The sequence below is a fragment of the Streptomyces sp. NPDC088810 genome, assembly GCF_044750305.1.
In the GTDB taxonomy this organism is placed as follows: Bacteria; Actinomycetota; Actinomycetes; order Streptomycetales; family Streptomycetaceae; genus Streptomyces.
In genome coordinates this window covers 459,468-476,726 of the sequence record NZ_JBIVJQ010000002.1, presented here as the reverse complement: position 1 = coordinate 476,726, position 17,259 = coordinate 459,468, and the positions used below count along the sequence as shown (strand labels likewise).

Genomic DNA, 17,259 nt, shown 5'->3' with positions numbered 1-17,259 from the left:
GCTTACCGCTGGCGATCAGGGATTGAACAGGGCCCAGCCCTGGTTGGCCGAACCGTCACAGGCGAACTGGGCGGCCTGTGCACCGTCGGCGGTGCTAGCGCCGGAGATGCCGAGGCACAGACCGCTCTTACGGTTCTTCATGGCGAAGTAACCGTCGGGGTAGCCAGAGACTGGGACGAGCTTCCAGTCCTGGTTGGCGTCGCCGGAGCCGTTCGCGATGATGGCCGCCGCTCCGGCCGACGTGCTGGCACCGTCGACGCCGAGGTTTCTCCCGGCGGCGACGTTCTCGAAACTGGTGTAAGGGCTGTCGCTGACAGCAGCCCAGTTCTGCAGACTGTTGGCGGAGTTCCCCGGCTGCTGGACGACTCGGGCACCGTTGGCCGTGCTGTTGGCCTGGAGGAACTTCTTGGACTTGAGGTTCCCGATCCCGATGCCGGAAGCCCTGAGGCTTAAAAGGCTGCCGTCGAGGATTTTCGAGGACGGTATGGGCTGACCCCAGTCGACACTATGCGACGACTGGGCGTGAGCGACAGCCGGACTGGCCACCGCCAGTAGCGTGCCGGCGAGCACCGCGGTTACGGCGTTCCTCACACGTGTTGTGTGCATGACACATCTCCTTGTGTTGAGTTCTGTCGTTGCGTTGATGACTCAACCAGCCCAGGGCGAGGGTTCGCTAGATCATTTAAACAATCGGGCTGGAAGTGACCGCTTGACGAGGGGAGGCGGTGGTGTCCGCAGGGGCGTCGGCGCTGATCACTGCCTGGCGGGGGATCCGCGCCTGCGACATGCGTGCGGCTTGCTGCCGGAGTTACCGATGGCTTACGCCTAGCCTCCGGCCATTGGCGTCAACTTGAGTCGCCCGCCCTGCGGGTGGTGGCGAGCTGTGGGTTGAGACCCGAGCCATAGGCGGCGGCCTCCCATCCATAGGTCGCCGGCTCCAGGAACAAGCCGTTGTGCCCAGACCGGGGAAGGCCGGGGCACCACGGCGGCGCATACCCGGAACAGCTCAAGCCAAGGCCAGGAGCTCCTCAGTCGGGAGCACGCCGGAGCATTCGGGTGACCGCGTGCCGCCGGAAGTGCTCGCGCTCGGGGCCGAGACGCAGGTCTCTTGCGTTCACCAAGGAGGTTCACTCGGCTGGAGCAAGCCGACTGGCCCCCCAACTGCTGGACGCCGTCGACATAGCCGCGAACCCGAACCCATGGTCGGCTCGTTGCATCACCAGGCCCAGCCCTGGTTGGCTGATCCGTCACACTTGAACTGGGCGGCCTGTGCACCGTTGGCGGTGCTGGCGCCAGAAATGCCCAGGCACAGACCGCTCTTGCGGTTCTTCAGCGCGAAGTAGTCCCCGTCGTAGACGGTCCAGTCCACCGCCCAGTCCTGATTGAGGTCACTGGAACCGTTTGCGATGATGGCCGCCGCCCCAGCCGACGTGCTGGCACCGTCGATACCGAGGTTTCTGCCGGCGGCGACGTTCTCAAACGTGTAGTAGCCGTCGAACGTGTAGATGTCCCACTGCTGCAAGGTGCTGGGACCGTCGTAGGGCTGTTGGGTGACCTTTGCGCCGTTGACGGTGCTCGCGGCCTGCAGATACTTGCCTGACTTTAGGTTCTTCAGGTGCGAATACCCCGTCTTGATCTCGGACGGCTTGGGGTCACTGCCCTGCGACGACTGCGCGTGAGCGATCACCGGACTGGCCACCGCCAGCAGCGCGCCGGTGAGGATGACGGTCAGTGCCCTTTTTGTGCGCATGACAAATGTCCTTACATGGGATTGTGTTGACATGGGCTGGTAGTACTCAACCAACCGTGAGCGGAGTTTGCTAGATCCATCCAGCAGTTGGACTGGAAGTGACTACTCGATGAGGTACGCCGATTCTGTCCCCAGAGGCGTTGCTGCTGATCACCGCCCATCGGGTGGACCGGCTCCAGGGAGCGGTCCCTTGGCTTGTTCTTGTGCCCCGTATGGAAACCCCTCTGCGTGAGCGCAGGTCCATCCATGGCGACGCCAGGATCATGTGGGCTGGCATTTGAACTGCACGGCCGGACGCTACGTACCAGTCACTGCGGGCGGCGCTGTGCCGCCTGGCGTACTGCCAGGCAAACGGGTCGGCGGGCACGCGCCGGTTCGCAGGTTGCATCGTGCGGCGTACCGCCGAGACTTGGTGGTGTGGTGCACGATGCCTACAGAAAGGGTCGAACGATTTCAGTGGATTCGAGCCGTCCAGTCAGCAGTGCTCTCGATGAAGCTGTCCCAGCGGGGCAGGAGGAGAGGACGAGCCGGGCACGCGTCCGTCAGCAAGTACCGGGTCTGGATGGGCTCCGTGGGCTCGCGGCACTGTATGTGGTCTTGTTCCACTGCTGGTTGTACACCTTCCCGGGCTTTCCCGACAGTTCGGCGCCTGCGTGGCTGGACGGGCTGAAGTTCGGGCGCCTCGCTGTCGTCTTCTTTCTGGTGCTGTCCGGATTCTCCCTGGCGATCTCCCCAGCGCGTCAGGACTGGCGGTCGGGTGGCGTCGGCGAGTTCCTGCGCCGGCGCGCCTGGCGGATCCTGCCTCCGTATTGGGCAGCCCTGGCCATGAGCCTGATCACTTCCTGGTTCGTGGTGTCGGCTTCGCACTACGGACGACCGACCGGGGAGTCAATCCTGGTGTACGGCCTCGTTGCCCAAGACATGTTCACTGCCCCCACACCGAACGGCGCATTCTGGTCGATCGGAGTGGAGGCCGAACTCTATTTACTCTTCCCGCTCTTCCTCTTCGTGCGGCGGCGGTTGAGCGCGACGGTACTGATCGCCTGCGTGACACTACCGGTGATCGCCCGTGGGCTGATGGCGGTTGACGCATCTCCCGTGGAGGGCAACAACTGGCTCGCTCCACATCTTGCTCCCGTGTTCGTTGCCGGCATGATCGGCGCAGGAGTCGTCGTTGCGTCGGAACGAGTTCAACGCCTGCCGTGGGGATGGTTCGCCGGACTGGCCGCTCTGCCTGTCCTGGCTCTCGGCCTCAGCCAGGGTTCCGTTTGGACGGTGAACCACTACTTCTGGGTGGATCTCGCCATCGCTCCCGCTATGACGATGCTGCTCGCTGCGGTTGCCACCGGCAGGCCCGCCATCCTCGTACGGCTCCTGACCACGCGCCCCATTCAGAGCCTCGGTAGCTTCTCCTACAGTCTCTACCTGATCCATCTGCCGATCGTCATGGCCGTGATTCGCCGAGTAGCCCCGCGCTTCGTGTCGCCCGGTCTGCCCACATTCTGGTTCACGCTTATCCTGGCCTTGCCGGTATCGGTGCTAGGGGCGTGGCTGTTCTCCCGGATCTTCGAGATTCCCTTCAAGCGGAACAGATCCTGGAAATCCTTGATTGCACAAGGGCGTTCCCGCTGGTCCGGTAGGAGCGCGAAAGACGGACAACGACTTTGCGAGTAAGCCACGCAAATTGACGTTCCACTCGGAGGCGCGGGCCGATGAAGCACCGGTCGTAGCCGTCACGGAAGGCCGCGGTCCCGGGTGGGACTACGTGTCGTCACCGTCCTCGGGGACGTCGACGCTGATACTCGCGAGATTCGCCTCTCGGTGCTTCGCACCGAAGCCGTCCTCGGGGATCAGGTACTTGTCCGGTGGGAAGTCCCAGGGCAGGCACCAGGTCATGGCCTTGCCGCGCATCCCGTTGTCGCGCGTGATGACGGTGATCTGACGCGGTGCGATGGCCTGCTGCAGGTGGGCCGCGCGGGCCACGGCTTCGTCGTCGTTGTTCGGCAGGCGTCGGTGCCCAAGCTCGTCGCGTAGGACCTTGACCTCGGTGCCGTCGTGCAATTCGAAGCGACCTTCGGTGGACAGCCCCTTGAGGACGTCGCCCAGCAGCTCGTAGACCCCGCGCGCCCGCTTCCTGATCTTTCGCTGCCCTCGGAGTAGGACTTGGTATCGATCTCTTCCACCACCACGTGCGGGATCACCAGCGTCGCCGGGCCCTTTCCGCACACCCGAGACCACGGGATTTTTGTCGAAGCGCTGACAGTGCAGCAGGGTGTTCGCGTCCACGACCAGCACACGCTGCCGGTAGCTGCGGTACTCCTCCACGGTCTGCCGCATCTGGTTCTGCAGTTCCATGAAGTACGTCGCCAGCTCGCCCAACTCCCAGTGCAGCAGCAGCGCGGTTCGGTAGGGCGTCAGGGGGCTGTGCACGATGTGGCTGTAGTGCTCGCCGCGCAGCCGCGCTGGCACCGCCGGGTCGGTGAAGACATCCGCCAGTTGCCGGGCGGTCGTCGCGGTCCACTCGGTGTACTGCCGTAGCGTCACCACCAGGTCGGGCCCGGCCAGCTTCGAGGGTTCCACGCCCGCCAGCATCGGCTGGGCGAAGTTCGGGACGGAGTTGCGGACGTCGTTGAGGCCGCCCTGGACCAGGTCGTCCAGGAACCTGATCGCCTTCTCGCAGGTGACCCCGGGCCGCAGCAACATGGACGACTCCCTTGCTTCTCGGGCTGCCGCACCGTTGCGGGCGACTTCGCCAGCCACATCGTGGCAGCCGATCCCGGCAGACGGCCACCGAGATCCGCGAGCCTTGAGAGCGATCAGGGCTGAGTTGGTTCGTTGGCCGAGCCTCTAGCCCCTCGCGCACCAAGGCTCTGCAGCGCGACGTCCTCTGCCGGCATGGTGTGAGTGCCAGTGAGGTCTTCGACCACGGCGAGGTCGAGTTCGGCGGCACGCTCCCACATGTACATCTGCTGCTCAGCGGTCAGGCCCAGCGCCTCGTCAGAAGCGATGAGTTGGAGAGCGGCGGCGGCTAGTCCTGGCGCAGCCGCAGCCGCAGCCGCAGCCGCAGCCGCAGCCGCAGCCGCAGCCGCAGCCGCAGCCACGGCCTGGCGCATGGCCTCGTCGGCGGCATCGGCCGCAGGCAGGTCAGCGGCGTAGCGCGCGGCCATCCCGTGGAGCTCGACCGCCCGAGCGCTGATCCGCTCCAGGGCGGCGTTCGCGCAGGCATCGCCTTGGTCGGCGCGCAGCACGGGGTCCACCCGGTGGTGGCCCGCGGTCGCGGCGGCCGGTCGCGGCGGTACGCGCTCGGGACCGGATTGCTGGGCGGGCTTGGGGTGGGTGGCTGCAGCAACCCTCGGTGAGCGGCTGCGCAGCTTGTCCACGCGTTGGCGCACCCAGGCGTTGATGCGAGGGCGGGCGGTGGCGAAGCCGCGGGCCGCCGCGTCATAAGCGAGGTCCCCCAACCACTGGACCACCTCGCGGGCGGGCAGGTCCGCGAGGTAACGGAGGAACTCGTCGTCGTGGGACCGGTGGTCGTAGCCGTCGTGGTAGCCAGCGGTGTACCGATCGGGGGCGTCGAAGAGTTCGGCCTGACCGATGAGCGAGTTGTCCCGGTCGTCGCGTACGTTGCCGCGCATCCCGTTGGAGGAGGCGCGGGAGTAGTCGAGGCCGCCGTCGGGATGGTTGCCGGACTGCACCGCGGCGGCCGGCTCACCCGGCCAGAACGGCTCCCCCTCCCCCTGATCTGCGGAGCTGTCGGCCTGGCCGCAACGCTGGCCCTCCTGGGCCAGTGCCGCACGCTGGCCTCGCTGCTCGCGGTGGCGCTAGCCTTCGGCATTGCGCACGGTGTGCTGGACGTCGCCGCGAACTCCGCGGCGGTGCGCTGCCAGAACGCCTACGGCCGGCCCATCATGCCCTCCCTGCACGCCGCCTACTCCCTGGGCGCGCTCGGCGCCGCCGCCCTGGCCGCCGCCACCGCCCGTGCCAGCCACAGCACCCTGTTCCTGGTGACCGGCCTAGCGCTGACCGCCGCTGTACTCGCTGCCGGACCATGCGCCCTCGCTCTGCACGGCACCGATCAACCTCTGACGCCCACCGACGCCGACTCCGGCTCCGCCCACGTGGTACTGCCGTCCGCGAGGCTGCGGCTGTTGGGTGCCCTGGCGGCCGCAAGTCTGCTGGGGGAGGGGGCGGCAGCCGACTGGGCAGCCGTGCACGCTCACTCCCTGCACGCCACCACGGCCGTCGCAGCGAGCGCGTTCGCCCTCTACAGCGCGGCCATGGCCCTGGGGCGGCTGAGCGGCGACCGGCTCACCGCCGCCTTCGGCGCCCCCACTGTGGTTCGTGCCGGTGCGGTGCTCGCCGCTGTGGGGCTGGCCACCGGCGTCCTGGCCGACAGCGTGCCCGCGGCCCTGGCCGGCTGGACGGTCTTCGGACTCGGCCTGTCTGGCACTGTCCCCTCCCTGATCACCGCCGCCGGGACCGGTGGACCGAAGGCCGTGGCCACGGTTTGCGTCACCGGCTACCTCGGCCTGCTGGCCGGCCCCGCCGTCATCGGCGCCCTCGCCAGCACCACCACCTTGCCCACGGCCCTGCTGCTGCCCGCCCTCCTCGCAGCCGCCATCGCTCTCTTCGCCCACCGCGCCCTGGAGAACACCACCCCTTGACCCGCCACACCGGCCTCGACGCCGTGAACCTCGACTACAACGGCGTCATCGGCCAGCAGCCCACCCGCAGCCAGTGGCTCCGCCTCGCTCGCACCGCTTCCTGGCCCGACGACGACCTCACCGGATTCCAGCGCGCCTTCTGGAGCGCCCGCGGACCCTACGACGCCGGCCAGCTCAGCGACATGGCGTACTGGGCACGCGTCCTCGGCTCCCACCCCGGCCCCCGGCTCCTGCGCGAACTCCTCACCGCGGACACCGACATGTGGCCGGAACGGACGAGCACGTCCTGGCCGTCCTTCGCCGCGCCCACCGGACGGGACTGCCGATGGTGCTCCTGTCCAACGCACCCCGCCACCTCAGCGACGTGCTCGACACCTACGACTGGCGGCAGCTGATGACCCAGGCCCTGTACTCGGCCCGGTTGGAGGCGTGCAAGCCCGACCCGTCCGCCTACCGCCACGCCCTTGCGGCCACCGGCGCCCGCAACCCAGAGCGCGTGTTGGTCGTAGACGACCGCGCCGACAACTGCCAGACCGCTCGCAGCCTAGGGCTGACGGCGCTGCACTACACCGGCCGGCCCGCCGACCTTGAAGCGGCACTGCTCCCCACGGCGTGAACCGCCCCCACCTCACCCCACCGTTCCAGGATGCTGTGCTACCTCACGACGACACCATCGACGGGGACGTCTACGTCTCCCCCCGCTACCTTGCCCGCGCCACCGCGATCGGCGATCCCGGCCTCGCCCCGCTGCGCAACCTTGGTTGGGAACTCCGCCACGACGATCTAGAAGTTACGTGGAATCACGTGTGAGGTTGGCTGCCTCGTACAGGGACCCACGGACTGAAGGAATCAGCGGTACCAGATGGTCGAGCTAAGGAAGAAGTGGCCGATACTCGGTCGGCACGAGCAGGCCGCCTCCTGGTTGCAGGTGTGGCAGGACTTGGGGCGGGCGCCGAGGACGATCGATGCCTACGCCCGGGGGTTGGCGGAGTACCTGGAGTTGTGCGAGCAGGCTGGCGTGGACCCGGTGCGGGCCACGCGAGCGCATATTGCCCTACATGCACGGGAGTTAAGTTTTCGACCGAGTCGCCGGGGCAGCAACGTGGTGGCTCTGGACTCCGGTGCCGGGTTGTCGAACGCGACGCTCCAGCAGCGTCTGGTGTCGGTGCGGTTGTTCTACGACTTCCTGGTCGAGGAGGGGCTGCGCCAAGAGCCGATGAGCTGGCCATGACCGATTGATCGCCAACGTCGTACTCTGCCTCCCGCCAGTGCACGCTGCTGGTGCTGCAGGGGGAGTTCGTGTGTCGCTACTCGCAACTACCGTCAATGCGCCCTGTGTTGCCCGATAATTCGGAGCGGGACCGTGGGCTCACCCTGCGAGACGCGGTGCTTGATGAGGGGGGTAGGAGCCGGGCCCTTCGGGCAGCAAGAGGGGTGTGGTCTGAATGCCGGGCCACCTAACGACGGGGAGACGACTGACGGTGTTAGCGGAAGCGATGACGGCGGCTGCGGCGGCTGGCGGCACGGCGATGGTGCAGGCCGCTGGCACGGATTTCTGGGCCTGGTGCAGAGCACGCGGGGCGCGGCTCATCGGCCGGGGTGATCCCGCGCGCGAAACCGAGGCGCTGGAACGCTTGGACCAGACCGCAACCGCCCTGGCGGCAGCCTCGGACGACGAGCGGGAGGGCGTCGGCATCGTGCACGCACAGCTGTGGAGGGGTGAGTTCGCCTCACTGCTGGAGTCCCTGGGGGATCAGGACAGGGAACGGGCAGCCGCCGAGCTACGTGCCATCGCAGCCGATTTCGGATCATCGGACGCGACCGCCGGAGGGGTGGTGTCGGGCAACACGTTTAACGGCCCGACCAACTTTCAGACCGGCAACCACAACCATCAGGAAAACAAGTTCGGTTCCGCGTGATGAGGCGTTCCAGGTCCCGTGGCCCTGGTGGGGTCTCGCAGAGCACGTTCAACGGTATGACGAACATGGTGGTCGGTGATCACGGCACAATGGTGGTCCACCACCACCTGACGCCTCAAACTCCACTCGATGACATGGCCGAAGCGCTGGCCATCGCAGTGGAAGAGGAATGGAACAAGGAGGCCGGACTGCGGCGCCTGAAAGCGCGGGTAGTGGACGAGACACCGCTGCCCGTGCGATGGAAGGTGAGCGGGCACAGGGTGACAGATCGGGTCGCCGGAGCGACCGCCGAGGGCAAGAGGGACAACTTCGGCCCGCTTCCCGGGCTGAGGGTGGTCACGCGCGAGCAGCTCTTGGAGGGCGGGGGCCTGGACGAACTGCACGAGGTATACGGCGGGCTAGCCTCCGGCCGGATTCTGCTGGTCGGTCGCGAGGCAGCGGGAAAGACGGCAGCCTTGGTGCTGTTGCTGCTAAAGGCGCTCAAATACCGGAGGGAGGCCAAGCTCGAGGACCAGCGGCGCATTCCTGTCCCGGTGCTCCTGCCCCTGGAGGGGTGGGATCCCAAGAAGGAGAGGCCGCTGGACTGGGCGGCGGCACAGATCGCGCGCAGGTACCGGTTTCGCGAGCCCGAGGATGTCCGTCAGCTGCTGAAAGAGCGCCGTGTCGCGCTGTTCTTGGACGGGCTCGACGAGGTCGTGGGCAAGCTGCGGGGGGCCATGGTGAGTGCCCTGGGATCCGCGGAGTTTCGGATGGTGGTGACGTCGCGGGTTGACGAGGCCGAACACACCGCTCAGAAGGTGCGGTTGCGCGGGGCTGTCGGCCTTGAGATCCGGCCAGTGAAGCCGAAGGTCGCCGCCGACTACCTGCTCAACCAGCTGCCGGACCCGCCGCCGCCCGCCTGGCACCGGTTCACCAGCAGACTACTGCACGAATCCGACAGCGCCGTTGTTGAGGCGCTCTCCAGCCCGTTGGCGATCGGCCTGGTACGGGATGTCTACCGTGAAGACGACCCGGTCGACGAGCTGCTCGACACCGCCCGCTTCCCCGACTCCCGTACGATCGAGAAGCACCTCCTCGACCACGCGGTCACGGCTGCATACACCCCAGGGTACTGGGATCCCCGGCCTCGTTACTCCCCAGAGACGGCCGAGCGAACACTGCGATTCATCGCTATCCGGCTCGCCCAAGAGGGAACCGGCGATCTGTCCTGGTGGCACATTCCGGGATGGGCGAACCCCCGGCCCAGGGCGGTCGTCGTCGGCATCGTAGTCGGCGTGGTGTACGGGGTTGTCAACGCCCTCGGCCTATGGCGGGCGTCCGGCGCCTTGTCCGCTTGGGTGGCGGGACCTCTTATGGCGGTCGCCGCCGGGTGCGCGGCAGGACGGCAGGCGAGCCTCCTGGCTGCCCCGCAGCCGCTGCCCAGCGCCGGATGGCGGGACATCTTCTCCCCGGCGACCCTCAAGATGGGTTTCACGGTCTGGCTTGGCATCGGGCTTCTGAACTGGTTGGGCCCGCACTTCACGGACCCACCGATGCCGGTCTGGCTTGACTTGCTCAGTGCGCTGCCGCTTGGCTTCGCCGCCACCATGGCAAGCGGACCCGGGTATCAGCTCATGGCCGGAGGCTTCCTGCTCGCTGTGGGTTCCGGACGGCGGTTCGACGGCCTGCGAAGAGGGCTGACCCGACGCGCAGTGACCGAGAGCCGGTCTATCGGCCCACGTGACGTGTGGCGGCACCACGTCGGGCTACGGCTGGTGCTGGCGCTGCTGTCCGGACTCGCCGTGGCACTGTTCTTCGCCTGCCTCATGGGCTGGGCCCACGGGCTGCACAACGGCGTTGCCACGGGTCTTGTGGCCGGCCTGTGGGCCGCGTTGTTCGCCGGCCCCGCCAGCAACCTCGCCGTGGCCACCGCCCTCACCGCCGTACAACTGGCCTTCCGGGAGCGCACTCCCATGCGCCTGATGGCATTTCTGGAAGACGCCCACCACCGCAACCTGTTGCGAGTGACCGGCCCCGTGTACCAGTTCCGGCATGCCCGGTTGCAGGAACGTCTGACTCAGCAGGAGTGAGAGTGCCGCGGGGCCCCTGAGCCCCCTTCGTCCAGGCGCGAGTGGCTGCCAGGCGGGCTGACGCGTAACTCGGGGCGGCATGGCCATACGCGAGGCGGAGACGCAGCTACGCAGGCCCCAGTCAGAGTTGCTCGGTGAAACTTGACAAACCTGATTCCACATAATGGGCAACGCCTACCTGACCGCGCCCGACAGCAAGGTCCGCCTCGGCTGCCTTCCGGAGGGCGAGGACGACGGCCTGTGGCGCATCAACGCCTACGAAGACCCCTTCGGCCCGCCCGTCTGGGGCGTGTGCTTCAACGACTCCTGTCCGACGGAGTTCGTCACCGCCTTCACCACCACGCTGGCCGAGGCGTATCAGCAGGGGCCGGGCCGCTACCTGGCCAGACCCCTCTCGGGGGACAATGACCATGATCCCTTCCTCGCGATCGCACCACTGATCAACCGGGGCTGGCTCATCGACCGGCCCCGCTGGGGTGTCTTCGCCGTCCAGTCACCCGACAAGCTGGCCGGGCTCGAAACCCCCGTGGCCCTGCTCAAGGCCGTCACCGAATGCTGAGTTTCGCTCGATTGAAGGACGCCCTGAATCGAGCCGTTACGCGTCGCCTAGTAACCATTAATGTGGCTCAGTATGTGACCATTCCGCGCAGGGCGCGCAAAGAAGAACGAAAGAAAAAGCAGGAGGTGAAGCCGTGGAACGTCCAGGAGGTCCAGGCGTTCATTCACGGTGTCCGGACGGAACGACTCTGCGCAGCCGTGCTGGCCGCCCTCAAGTCGTCTAAGGCTCTCCAAGCCAAGGAGAAGCTCGTTCTCGGTGAGGCATACTCGGATTCCGGGTACGTCGTGGTGCATGAGACCGGGGAAGGCTTCACTATCAAGCAGCTCCGCAGACGCGCCTACCGGCTCATGGAGATCCTTGAACTCCGCAGAGTGCGCCTATACGACGCTCGCTCCTCCTGCCTCACATACCTCGCCAACAACGGCGTGCCGGATCACAGCCTTGCCCGGTGGGCCGGACACACGAACGTCAAGACCACCAAGAAGTGGTACGGGAAGCCGGACGTTGAGGACCTCCGCGGAGCCGCCACAACGTGGGACGGCCTGCACGGTGCTGCGACGGAGGGGCAAGCGTGAGTCAGGCGGCCTACCGGCTGAGCGACACCGACCAGCGCCAGGGTGTCGGCGATCGAACAGGGGCGGGGTCCTTGGTCGCGGCCATACGCTCCTGCCCAGCCGTATGGCGGCCAAAATCGAGGTGGACCGGAGAGGCCGGCTGGACCGGCAGGCGGCACTGCACGCTTTGCTGCAAACCGGAACATCTTGAAGCCGGGCCGAAGGGGGAAGCTCTGCGGCGCGATGACTTGGAGGGCGCGCGAGTCAGGAGGGCGCTCCGTCCCAAGGGTCACGCCTACACGCAGGAGAACCAGTACCTGGATCCCTGAGGGTTCCGGCAGCGCCGGACGTGTCCCGCCGTGACGGGCAAGAGCCGCCCGGTTCCCCCGGTCGTGTGAGACTTCGTGAGACGTGAGAGGGTCTGGGGCGTGAGTGAGACACCGTCGAACACCCTGCAATACCGCTTTGACGGGCCAGAAGAGGCTCCCGTCCTGATCCTGGGTCCCTCACTGGGTACCACCTGGCACATGTGGGACCGCCAGGTGCCGGAGCTGGCCGAGCAGTGGCGGGTCTTCCGTTTCGATCTGCCCGGGCACGGCGGCGCTCCGGCCCGCCCGGCCGCTTCGGTCGCCGAGCTGACCGCCCGGCTGCTGGCCACGCTGGACGCGCTCGGCGTGCAGCGGTTCGGCTACGCGGGCTGTGCGCTGGGCGGCGCGATCGGCATCGAGCTGGCCCTGCGCCACCCCGAGCGGATGGCCTCGCTCGCGCTGGTCGCGGCCTCGCCCCGGTTCGGCACCGCGGACGAGTTCCGGCAGCGCGGGGTGGTCGTCCGCACCAACGGGCTCGACCCGATCGCCCGGACCGCGCCCGACCGCTGGTTCACCGGCGGGTTCGCCGCCGCGCAGCCCGCCATCACCGAGTGGGCCGTCCAGATGGTCCGCACCACCGACCCCGGCTGCTACATCGCCGCCTGCGAGGCCCTCGCCGGCTTCGACGTACGGCCCGAGCTGGGCCGGGTGGGGGTGCCGACCCTGGTGCTGGTCGGCTCCGACGACCAGGTCACCGGCCCCGCCGAGGCGCGCACCCTGGTCGCCGGCATCCCCGACGCCCGGCTCGCGGTCGTCCCCGGCGCCTCCCACCTGGTCCCGGTCGAGCAGCCCGCCGCCGTCACCGACCTGCTCGTCCACCACTTCTCCACCGCCTGGCAGCAGCCCTTCGACACCGGGCAGACCGCGCTGCCCGCCGCCCCCGCCGCCGCCGTCCCGGTCGCCCCGCCGCAGCCCGCGCCGGTCGCCGAGATCGCCCCGGCCGCCGTACCGGCCCAGCCCGCCGGGCCGCCGGACCGGTACCAGACCGGGCTGAAGGTCCGCCGCGAGGTGCTCGGCGACGCGCACGTGGACCGGGCGCTGGCGCAGGCCGACGAGTTCTCCGGGGACTTCCAGGAGTTCGTCACCCGCTACGCCTGGGGCGAGATCTGGGACCGGCCCGGCCTGGACCGCCGTACCCGCAGCTGCATCACGCTCACCGCGCTGGTCGCCGGCGGCCACCTGGAGGAGCTGGCCTCCCACACCCGGGCGGCGCTGCGCAACGGGCTCACCCCGCACGAGATCAAGGAAGTGCTGCTGCACGCGGCCGTCTACTGCGGGGTGCCGGCCGCGAACAGCGCGTTCCGGGTGGCCCAGCAGGTGATCCGGGAGGAGACCACACCCGCCGGGTGACGCCCGCCGGGCGGCCGCAGGCGGCAGGATGGGGAGCCATGAAGCTCACGAAGAAGTCCCACGCCTGCGTCCGCCTCGAGAAGGAGGGGCAGACGCTCGTCATCGACCCGGGCGGGTTCAGCGAGGAGGACGCCGCGCTCGGCGCGGACGCGATCCTGGTCACGCACGAGCACCCGGACCACTTCGACGAGTTCCGGCTGCGGGCCGCCATGGAGAACAACCCGGCCGCCGGGATCTGGACGCTGAAGTCCGTCGCCGACCGGCTCACGGCGGCCTTCCCGGGGCGCGTGCACACCGTCGGCCACGGCGACACCTTCACCGCCGCCGGCTTCGACGTCCAGGTCCACGGCGAGCTGCACGCGGTGATCCACCCGGACATCCCGCGCATCACCAACGTCGGCTACCTCATCGACGGCGGCAAGGTGTTCCACCCCGGTGACGCGTTCACGGTGCCCGACCGGCCGGTGGAGACGCTGATGCTGCCGGTGATGGCGCCCTGGAGCAAGATCGCCGAGGTCGTCGACTACGTCCGCGAGGTCGGGCCGCGGCGCGCCTACGACGTCCACGACGCCCTGCTCACCGACCTCGCCCGGCCGATCTACGACGGCCACATCGGCCGCCTGGGCGGCACCGACCACCAGCGGCTCACGCCGGGGGCGTGGACGGAGCTCTGAGCCGGCTGTCAGAGGCTCCGGGTAGGTTGTGAGGCATGCGCATCGCTACCTGGAACGTGAACTCGATCACCGCCCGCCTTCCCCGGCTGCTGGCCTGGCTGGAGAGCAGCGGCACCGACGTGCTCTGCCTCCAGGAGGCCAAGATCGCCGAGGAGCAGTTCCCGTTCGACCAGCTGCGCGAGCTGGGCTACGAGGCGGCGGTCCACGCGACCGGCCGGTGGAACGGCGTGGCGGTGCTCTCCCGCGTCGGCATCGAGGACGTCGTCAAGGGCCTGCCCGGCGACCCCGGCTACGACGGCGTGACCGAGCCCCGCGCCCTCTCGGCGACCTGCGGCCCGGTCCGCGTCTGGTCGGTGTACGTGCCGAACGGCCGCGAGGTGGGCCACCCGCACTACGCGTACAAGCTCCAGTGGCTCGAAGCCCTGAAGGCCGCCGTCTACGGAGACGCGCAGGGCAGCCGCCCGTTCGCCGTCCTGGGCGACTACAACGTGGCGCCGACGGACGACGACGTCTTCGACCCGGCCTTCTTCGAGGGCTCCACCCACGTCACCCCCGCCGAGCGCGCCGCTCTCGCCTCCCTGCGCGAGGCGGGCCTGGACGACGTCGTGCCGCGTCCCCTGAAGTACGAGCACCCGTTCACGTACTGGGACTACCGCCAGCTCTGCTTCCCGAAGAACCGCGGCATGCGCATCGACCTGGTGTACGGCAACCAGCCGTTCGCCAAGGCCGTCAAGGACGCCTACGTCGACCGCGAGGAGCGCAAGGGCAAGGGCGCCTCCGACCACGCGCCGGTGGTGGTCGACCTGGACGTGTGATGCCACGCTGGGTCCATGCACCTTCCGTTCCTGGGCCCGCACAAGAAGAACGGTGACGCGCGGCTGCCCGCCGACCCCGAGGCGGTCGCCGCGCTGCTGTCCGAGTGCGAGCTGCTGCGTTCGCAGGCGGCCCGGGCGGGCGTCCGCCTCGACGACACCCCGGCCTCGCTGGAGGCTCTCGACCAGATGGTGCCGCGCTGGCGGGACGACCCCGAGACCCTGCCCGGGCTGGGGCACGACGCCGGGCTGTACCTGGGCACGGTCGTGGTGCGTACCGTACCCGGCGCCGCCTGGCAGATCCGGTCCGACGGCGAACCCGTCGTACGGCTCGCCTCCGGCCGCGCGGTGGAGGTGGTGCCGGCCGGGCAGGAGTGGGCGGCGAGCGGGGTCCCCGAGCTGTCCCAGCTGTACGCGGAGATCGCCGAGAGCTGACTCCCGCAGCACCGTCCGGATAGGCTGCGGCAGCACGACACAGCCGAGAGCGGGCGGGCCTGCGGATGGCCGGGAGGGAGGCGCGCAGCGACCGCGCCGAGGACTTCCTCTCCGAGATCCTCCAGCCCTGACCCGGGGGAGTGCGACCCGTGTTCCGTACCACCCGTGCGCGCCGCGCCCTGTGCGCCGCCTCGCCGGCCTGCTCGCCGGCCCCGCCGCCTGCGGCAAGGAGGGCAGCCCGCCCGGCAAGGGCCCGGCGGCCGACAAACTCCCGCACTACCGGGTGGCCGAGGGATTCCGCCTCCCCGCCTCCCGGACCTGGACCCGGGCGAGCAAGCGCGGCCACCTCGTCGTCGGCGCCAAGGAGGACCAGCCCTACCTCGGCGAGAGGGACCCGGCCACCGGCACCCATCGAGATCGCCAGGATGATGTCCGCCTCCCTCGGCTTCCCGCCCAAGACGATCCGCTTCCGCACCATCGCCTCCGCCAACCGCGAGACCGCACTGCAGAACGGCCGGATCGACTACTACGTCGGCACCGACACCATCAACACCGGCCGCAAGAAGCTCGTTCGCTTCGCCGGCCCTTACTGCCTGGCCGGTCACCACCACCGACGCCATCCTGATCGGCTACGCGGCGAAGGCGCCGGACGAACTCCAGGTCGTCGGGAGGCCGTTCTCCAGGGAGCCCTACGGCATCGGCGTCCCGCACGCCGACGAAGCCCTGCGCTTCGCGCTCGACGACGCACTCGCGGCCCGCGAGAGGAACGGCGACTGGAAGAAGGCGTACGACGCCACGCTCGGCCTGTCCGGCGTGCCCGCACCCCGCCCGCCCGCCATCGGCCGCTATCGGGCGAGCCGACCGAGGACGGCATGAACGTACTCACGGACAACTTCTCGACCTACGGCGACGGTTTCCTCGGCACCCTCGAACTGGCCGTCTGCGCCTCCCTGCTGGCACCGCGTGGGTCACCGTAGGCTGCCCCGGTTCGGACTCGTGCTGCCCTTCACGGTGTTCGCGGTCCTCGCCCTGGGCTGCTACACCTCGGCGTTCATCTGCGAGGTGCTGCGCTCCGGCATCAACACCGTACCCCGGGGCCAGAGCGAGGCGGCCCGCAGCCTCGGGATGACGTTTGGCAGACCTTGTCGCCGGTGGTGCTCCCGCAGGCGTTCCGGGCGGTGATCCCGCCCGTCGGCTCCACCCTCATCGCGCTCGCCAAGCCCGCGCAGCCGTCGACGGCATACTGCATACGGTCTCCTGTCCACCGTCGTCCTTCTGGCGCTGGTCGCCTGGCTCCCGTATCTCCTCTTCGACACCGGCCAGTTCACCCACACCAAGTGGATGCCCTTCGAGTACCAGGGCACTCCAGCAACTGCTGCTGCGCGGCCTCGGCAACACCCTGAAGGCGTTCGCGATCGCGGCCGTCCTCTCCCTCGCGCTCGGCGGGGTGCTGGCCACCGGCCGGCTGTCGGACCACCGGCCGGTGCGCCTGCTCGCGACCCTCGTCGTGGAGTTCCTCCGCGCGATGCCCGTACTGGTGATGATCTTCTTCGTCTTCGTGGCGCTGAAGGTGCAGCCGCTGCCCGCGCTGGTCGCCGGACTGACCCTCTGCAACGGCTCGGTGCTCGCCGAGGTCTTCCGCTCGGGAGTGGACGCCGTCGAACGCGGCCGGCGGGAGGCCGCGTTCGCGCTCGGCATGCGCAAGACGCAGGTCATGCTGCACGTCCTGGTCCCGCAGGCGGTGCGCGCCATGCTGCCCGCCATCATCAGCCAGCCGGTGGTCGCCCTGAAGGACACCTCCCTCGGCTTTCTCATCACCTACGAGGAGTTCCTCCATGCCGGGAAGCTCATCGCCTCCGATCTCGACTACGATTTGCCGTTCATCCCCGTGGTGATGGTGATCTCGCCGATCTACATCGGGATGTGCATGCTGCTCTCGTGGTTCGCCGACTGGGTGTCCCGGCGTGAGCGGCGCAGCCCCAAGACCAAGGGTGTGGCAGTCGCCGCACCCGGGCCGGGGGCGCTGCTGCCGGGTGGGGTGCCCCCCACGGCCCCGCGACCGTGAGGGGGGCGGCAGTTGACACGGGCCAGGCTCGTCCGGCGGC

14 protein-coding genes and 5 pseudogenes are annotated in these 17,259 nt (G+C 68.8%); 15 read left to right on the top strand and 4 right to left on the bottom strand.

From position 1 onward, the window contains the following. Positions 1-15: 15 nt before the first annotated feature. The gene (locus ACIP4Y_RS08790) at positions 16-606 is read right to left on the bottom strand and encodes an RICIN domain-containing protein (RefSeq protein WP_401389657.1); all 591 of its coding nucleotides are present in this window, start codon (positions 604-606) and stop codon (positions 16-18) included. A 610-nt stretch (positions 607-1,216) separates the two neighbouring features. Then, on the bottom strand, positions 1,217-1,750 hold the full coding sequence (locus tag ACIP4Y_RS08785) for an RICIN domain-containing protein (RefSeq protein WP_401389654.1): 534 nt from the start codon (positions 1,748-1,750) through the stop codon (positions 1,217-1,219). 456 nt (positions 1,751-2,206) lie between these two features. On the opposite strand from ACIP4Y_RS08785, the gene ACIP4Y_RS08780 reads away from it, so the two are divergent. Continuing rightward, positions 2,207-3,424, top strand: coding sequence for an acyltransferase family protein (locus ACIP4Y_RS08780; protein WP_401390641.1), 1,218 nt, complete (start codon positions 2,207-2,209; stop codon positions 3,422-3,424). Positions 3,425-3,511: 87 nt separating this feature from the next. Here the strand turns inward: ACIP4Y_RS08780 and ACIP4Y_RS08775 are convergent, their stop codons facing one another. Both ACIP4Y_RS08775 and ACIP4Y_RS08770 read right to left on the bottom strand, forming a co-directional pair. Then, a complete protein-coding gene (locus tag ACIP4Y_RS08775) occupies positions 3,512-4,453 on the bottom strand; it encodes a hypothetical protein (protein ID WP_401389651.1) in 942 nt (313 codons plus the stop codon). Between the two features lie 113 nt (positions 4,454-4,566). Beyond that, a complete protein-coding gene (locus ACIP4Y_RS08770; RefSeq protein WP_401389648.1) occupies positions 4,567-5,445 on the bottom strand; it encodes a hypothetical protein in 879 nt (292 codons plus the stop codon). Between ACIP4Y_RS08770 and ACIP4Y_RS08765 the strand changes: the two genes are divergently transcribed. The 14 genes and pseudogenes from ACIP4Y_RS08765 to ACIP4Y_RS08700 all read left to right on the top strand — a co-directional run. Then, a complete protein-coding gene (locus ACIP4Y_RS08765; RefSeq protein ID WP_401389646.1) occupies positions 5,428-6,414 on the top strand; it encodes an MFS transporter in 987 nt (328 codons plus the stop codon). The genes ACIP4Y_RS08770 and ACIP4Y_RS08765 overlap by 18 nt on opposite strands. Beyond that, a pseudogene (locus ACIP4Y_RS08760) lies at positions 6,411-7,030 on the top strand (HAD-IA family hydrolase). The gene ACIP4Y_RS08765 and the pseudogene ACIP4Y_RS08760 overlap by 4 nt, the downstream one beginning before the upstream one ends. Before the next feature lie 246 nt (positions 7,031-7,276). Continuing rightward, complete coding sequence (locus tag ACIP4Y_RS08755; RefSeq protein ID WP_401389643.1) at positions 7,277-7,645, top strand: site-specific integrase; 369 nt, start codon at positions 7,277-7,279, stop codon at positions 7,643-7,645. 265 nt (positions 7,646-7,910) lie between these two features. Beyond that, positions 7,911-8,333, top strand: coding sequence for a hypothetical protein (locus ACIP4Y_RS08750; RefSeq protein ID WP_401389640.1), 423 nt, complete (start codon positions 7,911-7,913; stop codon positions 8,331-8,333). Between the two features lie 56 nt (positions 8,334-8,389). Then, positions 8,390-10,402, top strand: coding sequence for a hypothetical protein (locus ACIP4Y_RS08745; protein ID WP_401389637.1), 2,013 nt, complete (start codon positions 8,390-8,392; stop codon positions 10,400-10,402). Positions 10,403-10,565: 163 nt separating this feature from the next. Continuing rightward, positions 10,566-10,955 (top strand): annotated as a pseudogene (locus ACIP4Y_RS08740) (DUF317 domain-containing protein); the annotation flags it as partial. Between the two features lie 80 nt (positions 10,956-11,035). Next, positions 11,036-11,536 (top strand): tyrosine-type recombinase/integrase, encoded by a 501-nt coding sequence (locus ACIP4Y_RS08735; protein ID WP_401389634.1) that lies wholly within the window; start codon positions 11,036-11,038, stop codon positions 11,534-11,536. Positions 11,537-11,943: 407 nt separating this feature from the next. Next, positions 11,944-13,233, top strand: coding sequence for a 4-carboxymuconolactone decarboxylase (gene pcaC, locus ACIP4Y_RS08730; RefSeq protein ID WP_401389631.1), 1,290 nt, complete (start codon positions 11,944-11,946; stop codon positions 13,231-13,233). A 38-nt stretch (positions 13,234-13,271) separates the two neighbouring features. Then, positions 13,272-13,907 (top strand): MBL fold metallo-hydrolase, encoded by a 636-nt coding sequence (locus ACIP4Y_RS08725; protein ID WP_401389628.1) that lies wholly within the window; start codon positions 13,272-13,274, stop codon positions 13,905-13,907. Positions 13,908-13,942: 35 nt separating this feature from the next. After that, positions 13,943-14,722 (top strand): exodeoxyribonuclease III, encoded by a 780-nt coding sequence (locus ACIP4Y_RS08720; protein ID WP_401389625.1) that lies wholly within the window; start codon positions 13,943-13,945, stop codon positions 14,720-14,722. A gap of 15 nt (positions 14,723-14,737) precedes the next feature. Next, on the top strand, positions 14,738-15,154 hold the full coding sequence (locus ACIP4Y_RS08715; RefSeq protein ID WP_401389622.1) for a DUF6278 family protein: 417 nt from the start codon (positions 14,738-14,740) through the stop codon (positions 15,152-15,154). A 181-nt stretch (positions 15,155-15,335) separates the two neighbouring features. After that, positions 15,336-16,030, top strand: a pseudogene (locus tag ACIP4Y_RS08710) (transporter substrate-binding domain-containing protein). Next, positions 16,027-16,404 (top strand): annotated as a pseudogene (locus ACIP4Y_RS08705) (ABC transporter permease subunit); the annotation flags it as partial. The pseudogenes ACIP4Y_RS08710 and ACIP4Y_RS08705, both read left to right, overlap by 4 nt. Beyond that, positions 16,370-17,219 (top strand): annotated as a pseudogene (locus ACIP4Y_RS08700) (amino acid ABC transporter permease); the annotation flags it as partial. The pseudogenes ACIP4Y_RS08705 and ACIP4Y_RS08700, both read left to right, overlap by 35 nt. Between the last annotated feature and the right edge of the window lie 40 nt (positions 17,220-17,259).

Coding starts and splice junctions, on each gene's coding strand:
- ACIP4Y_RS08765 (WP_401389646.1), top strand. CDS start 5,428: ATGGTTGCCGGACTGCACCGCGGCGGCCGGCTCACCCGGCCAGAACGG.
- ACIP4Y_RS08750 (WP_401389640.1), top strand. CDS start 7,911: ATGACGGCGGCTGCGGCGGCTGGCGGCACGGCGATGGTGCAGGCCGCT.
- ACIP4Y_RS08715 (WP_401389622.1), top strand. CDS start 14,738: ATGCACCTTCCGTTCCTGGGCCCGCACAAGAAGAACGGTGACGCGCGG.
- ACIP4Y_RS08775 (WP_401389651.1), bottom strand. CDS start 4,453: ATGTTGCTGCGGCCCGGGGTCACCTGCGAGAAGGCGATCAGGTTCCTG.
- ACIP4Y_RS08725 (WP_401389628.1), top strand. CDS start 13,272: ATGAAGCTCACGAAGAAGTCCCACGCCTGCGTCCGCCTCGAGAAGGAG.
- ACIP4Y_RS08755 (WP_401389643.1), top strand. CDS start 7,277: ATGGTCGAGCTAAGGAAGAAGTGGCCGATACTCGGTCGGCACGAGCAG.
- ACIP4Y_RS08720 (WP_401389625.1), top strand. CDS start 13,943: ATGCGCATCGCTACCTGGAACGTGAACTCGATCACCGCCCGCCTTCCC.
- ACIP4Y_RS08745 (WP_401389637.1), top strand. CDS start 8,390: ATGACGAACATGGTGGTCGGTGATCACGGCACAATGGTGGTCCACCAC.
- ACIP4Y_RS08785 (WP_401389654.1), bottom strand. CDS start 1,750: ATGCGCACAAAAAGGGCACTGACCGTCATCCTCACCGGCGCGCTGCTG.
- ACIP4Y_RS08790 (WP_401389657.1), bottom strand. CDS start 606: ATGCACACAACACGTGTGAGGAACGCCGTAACCGCGGTGCTCGCCGGC.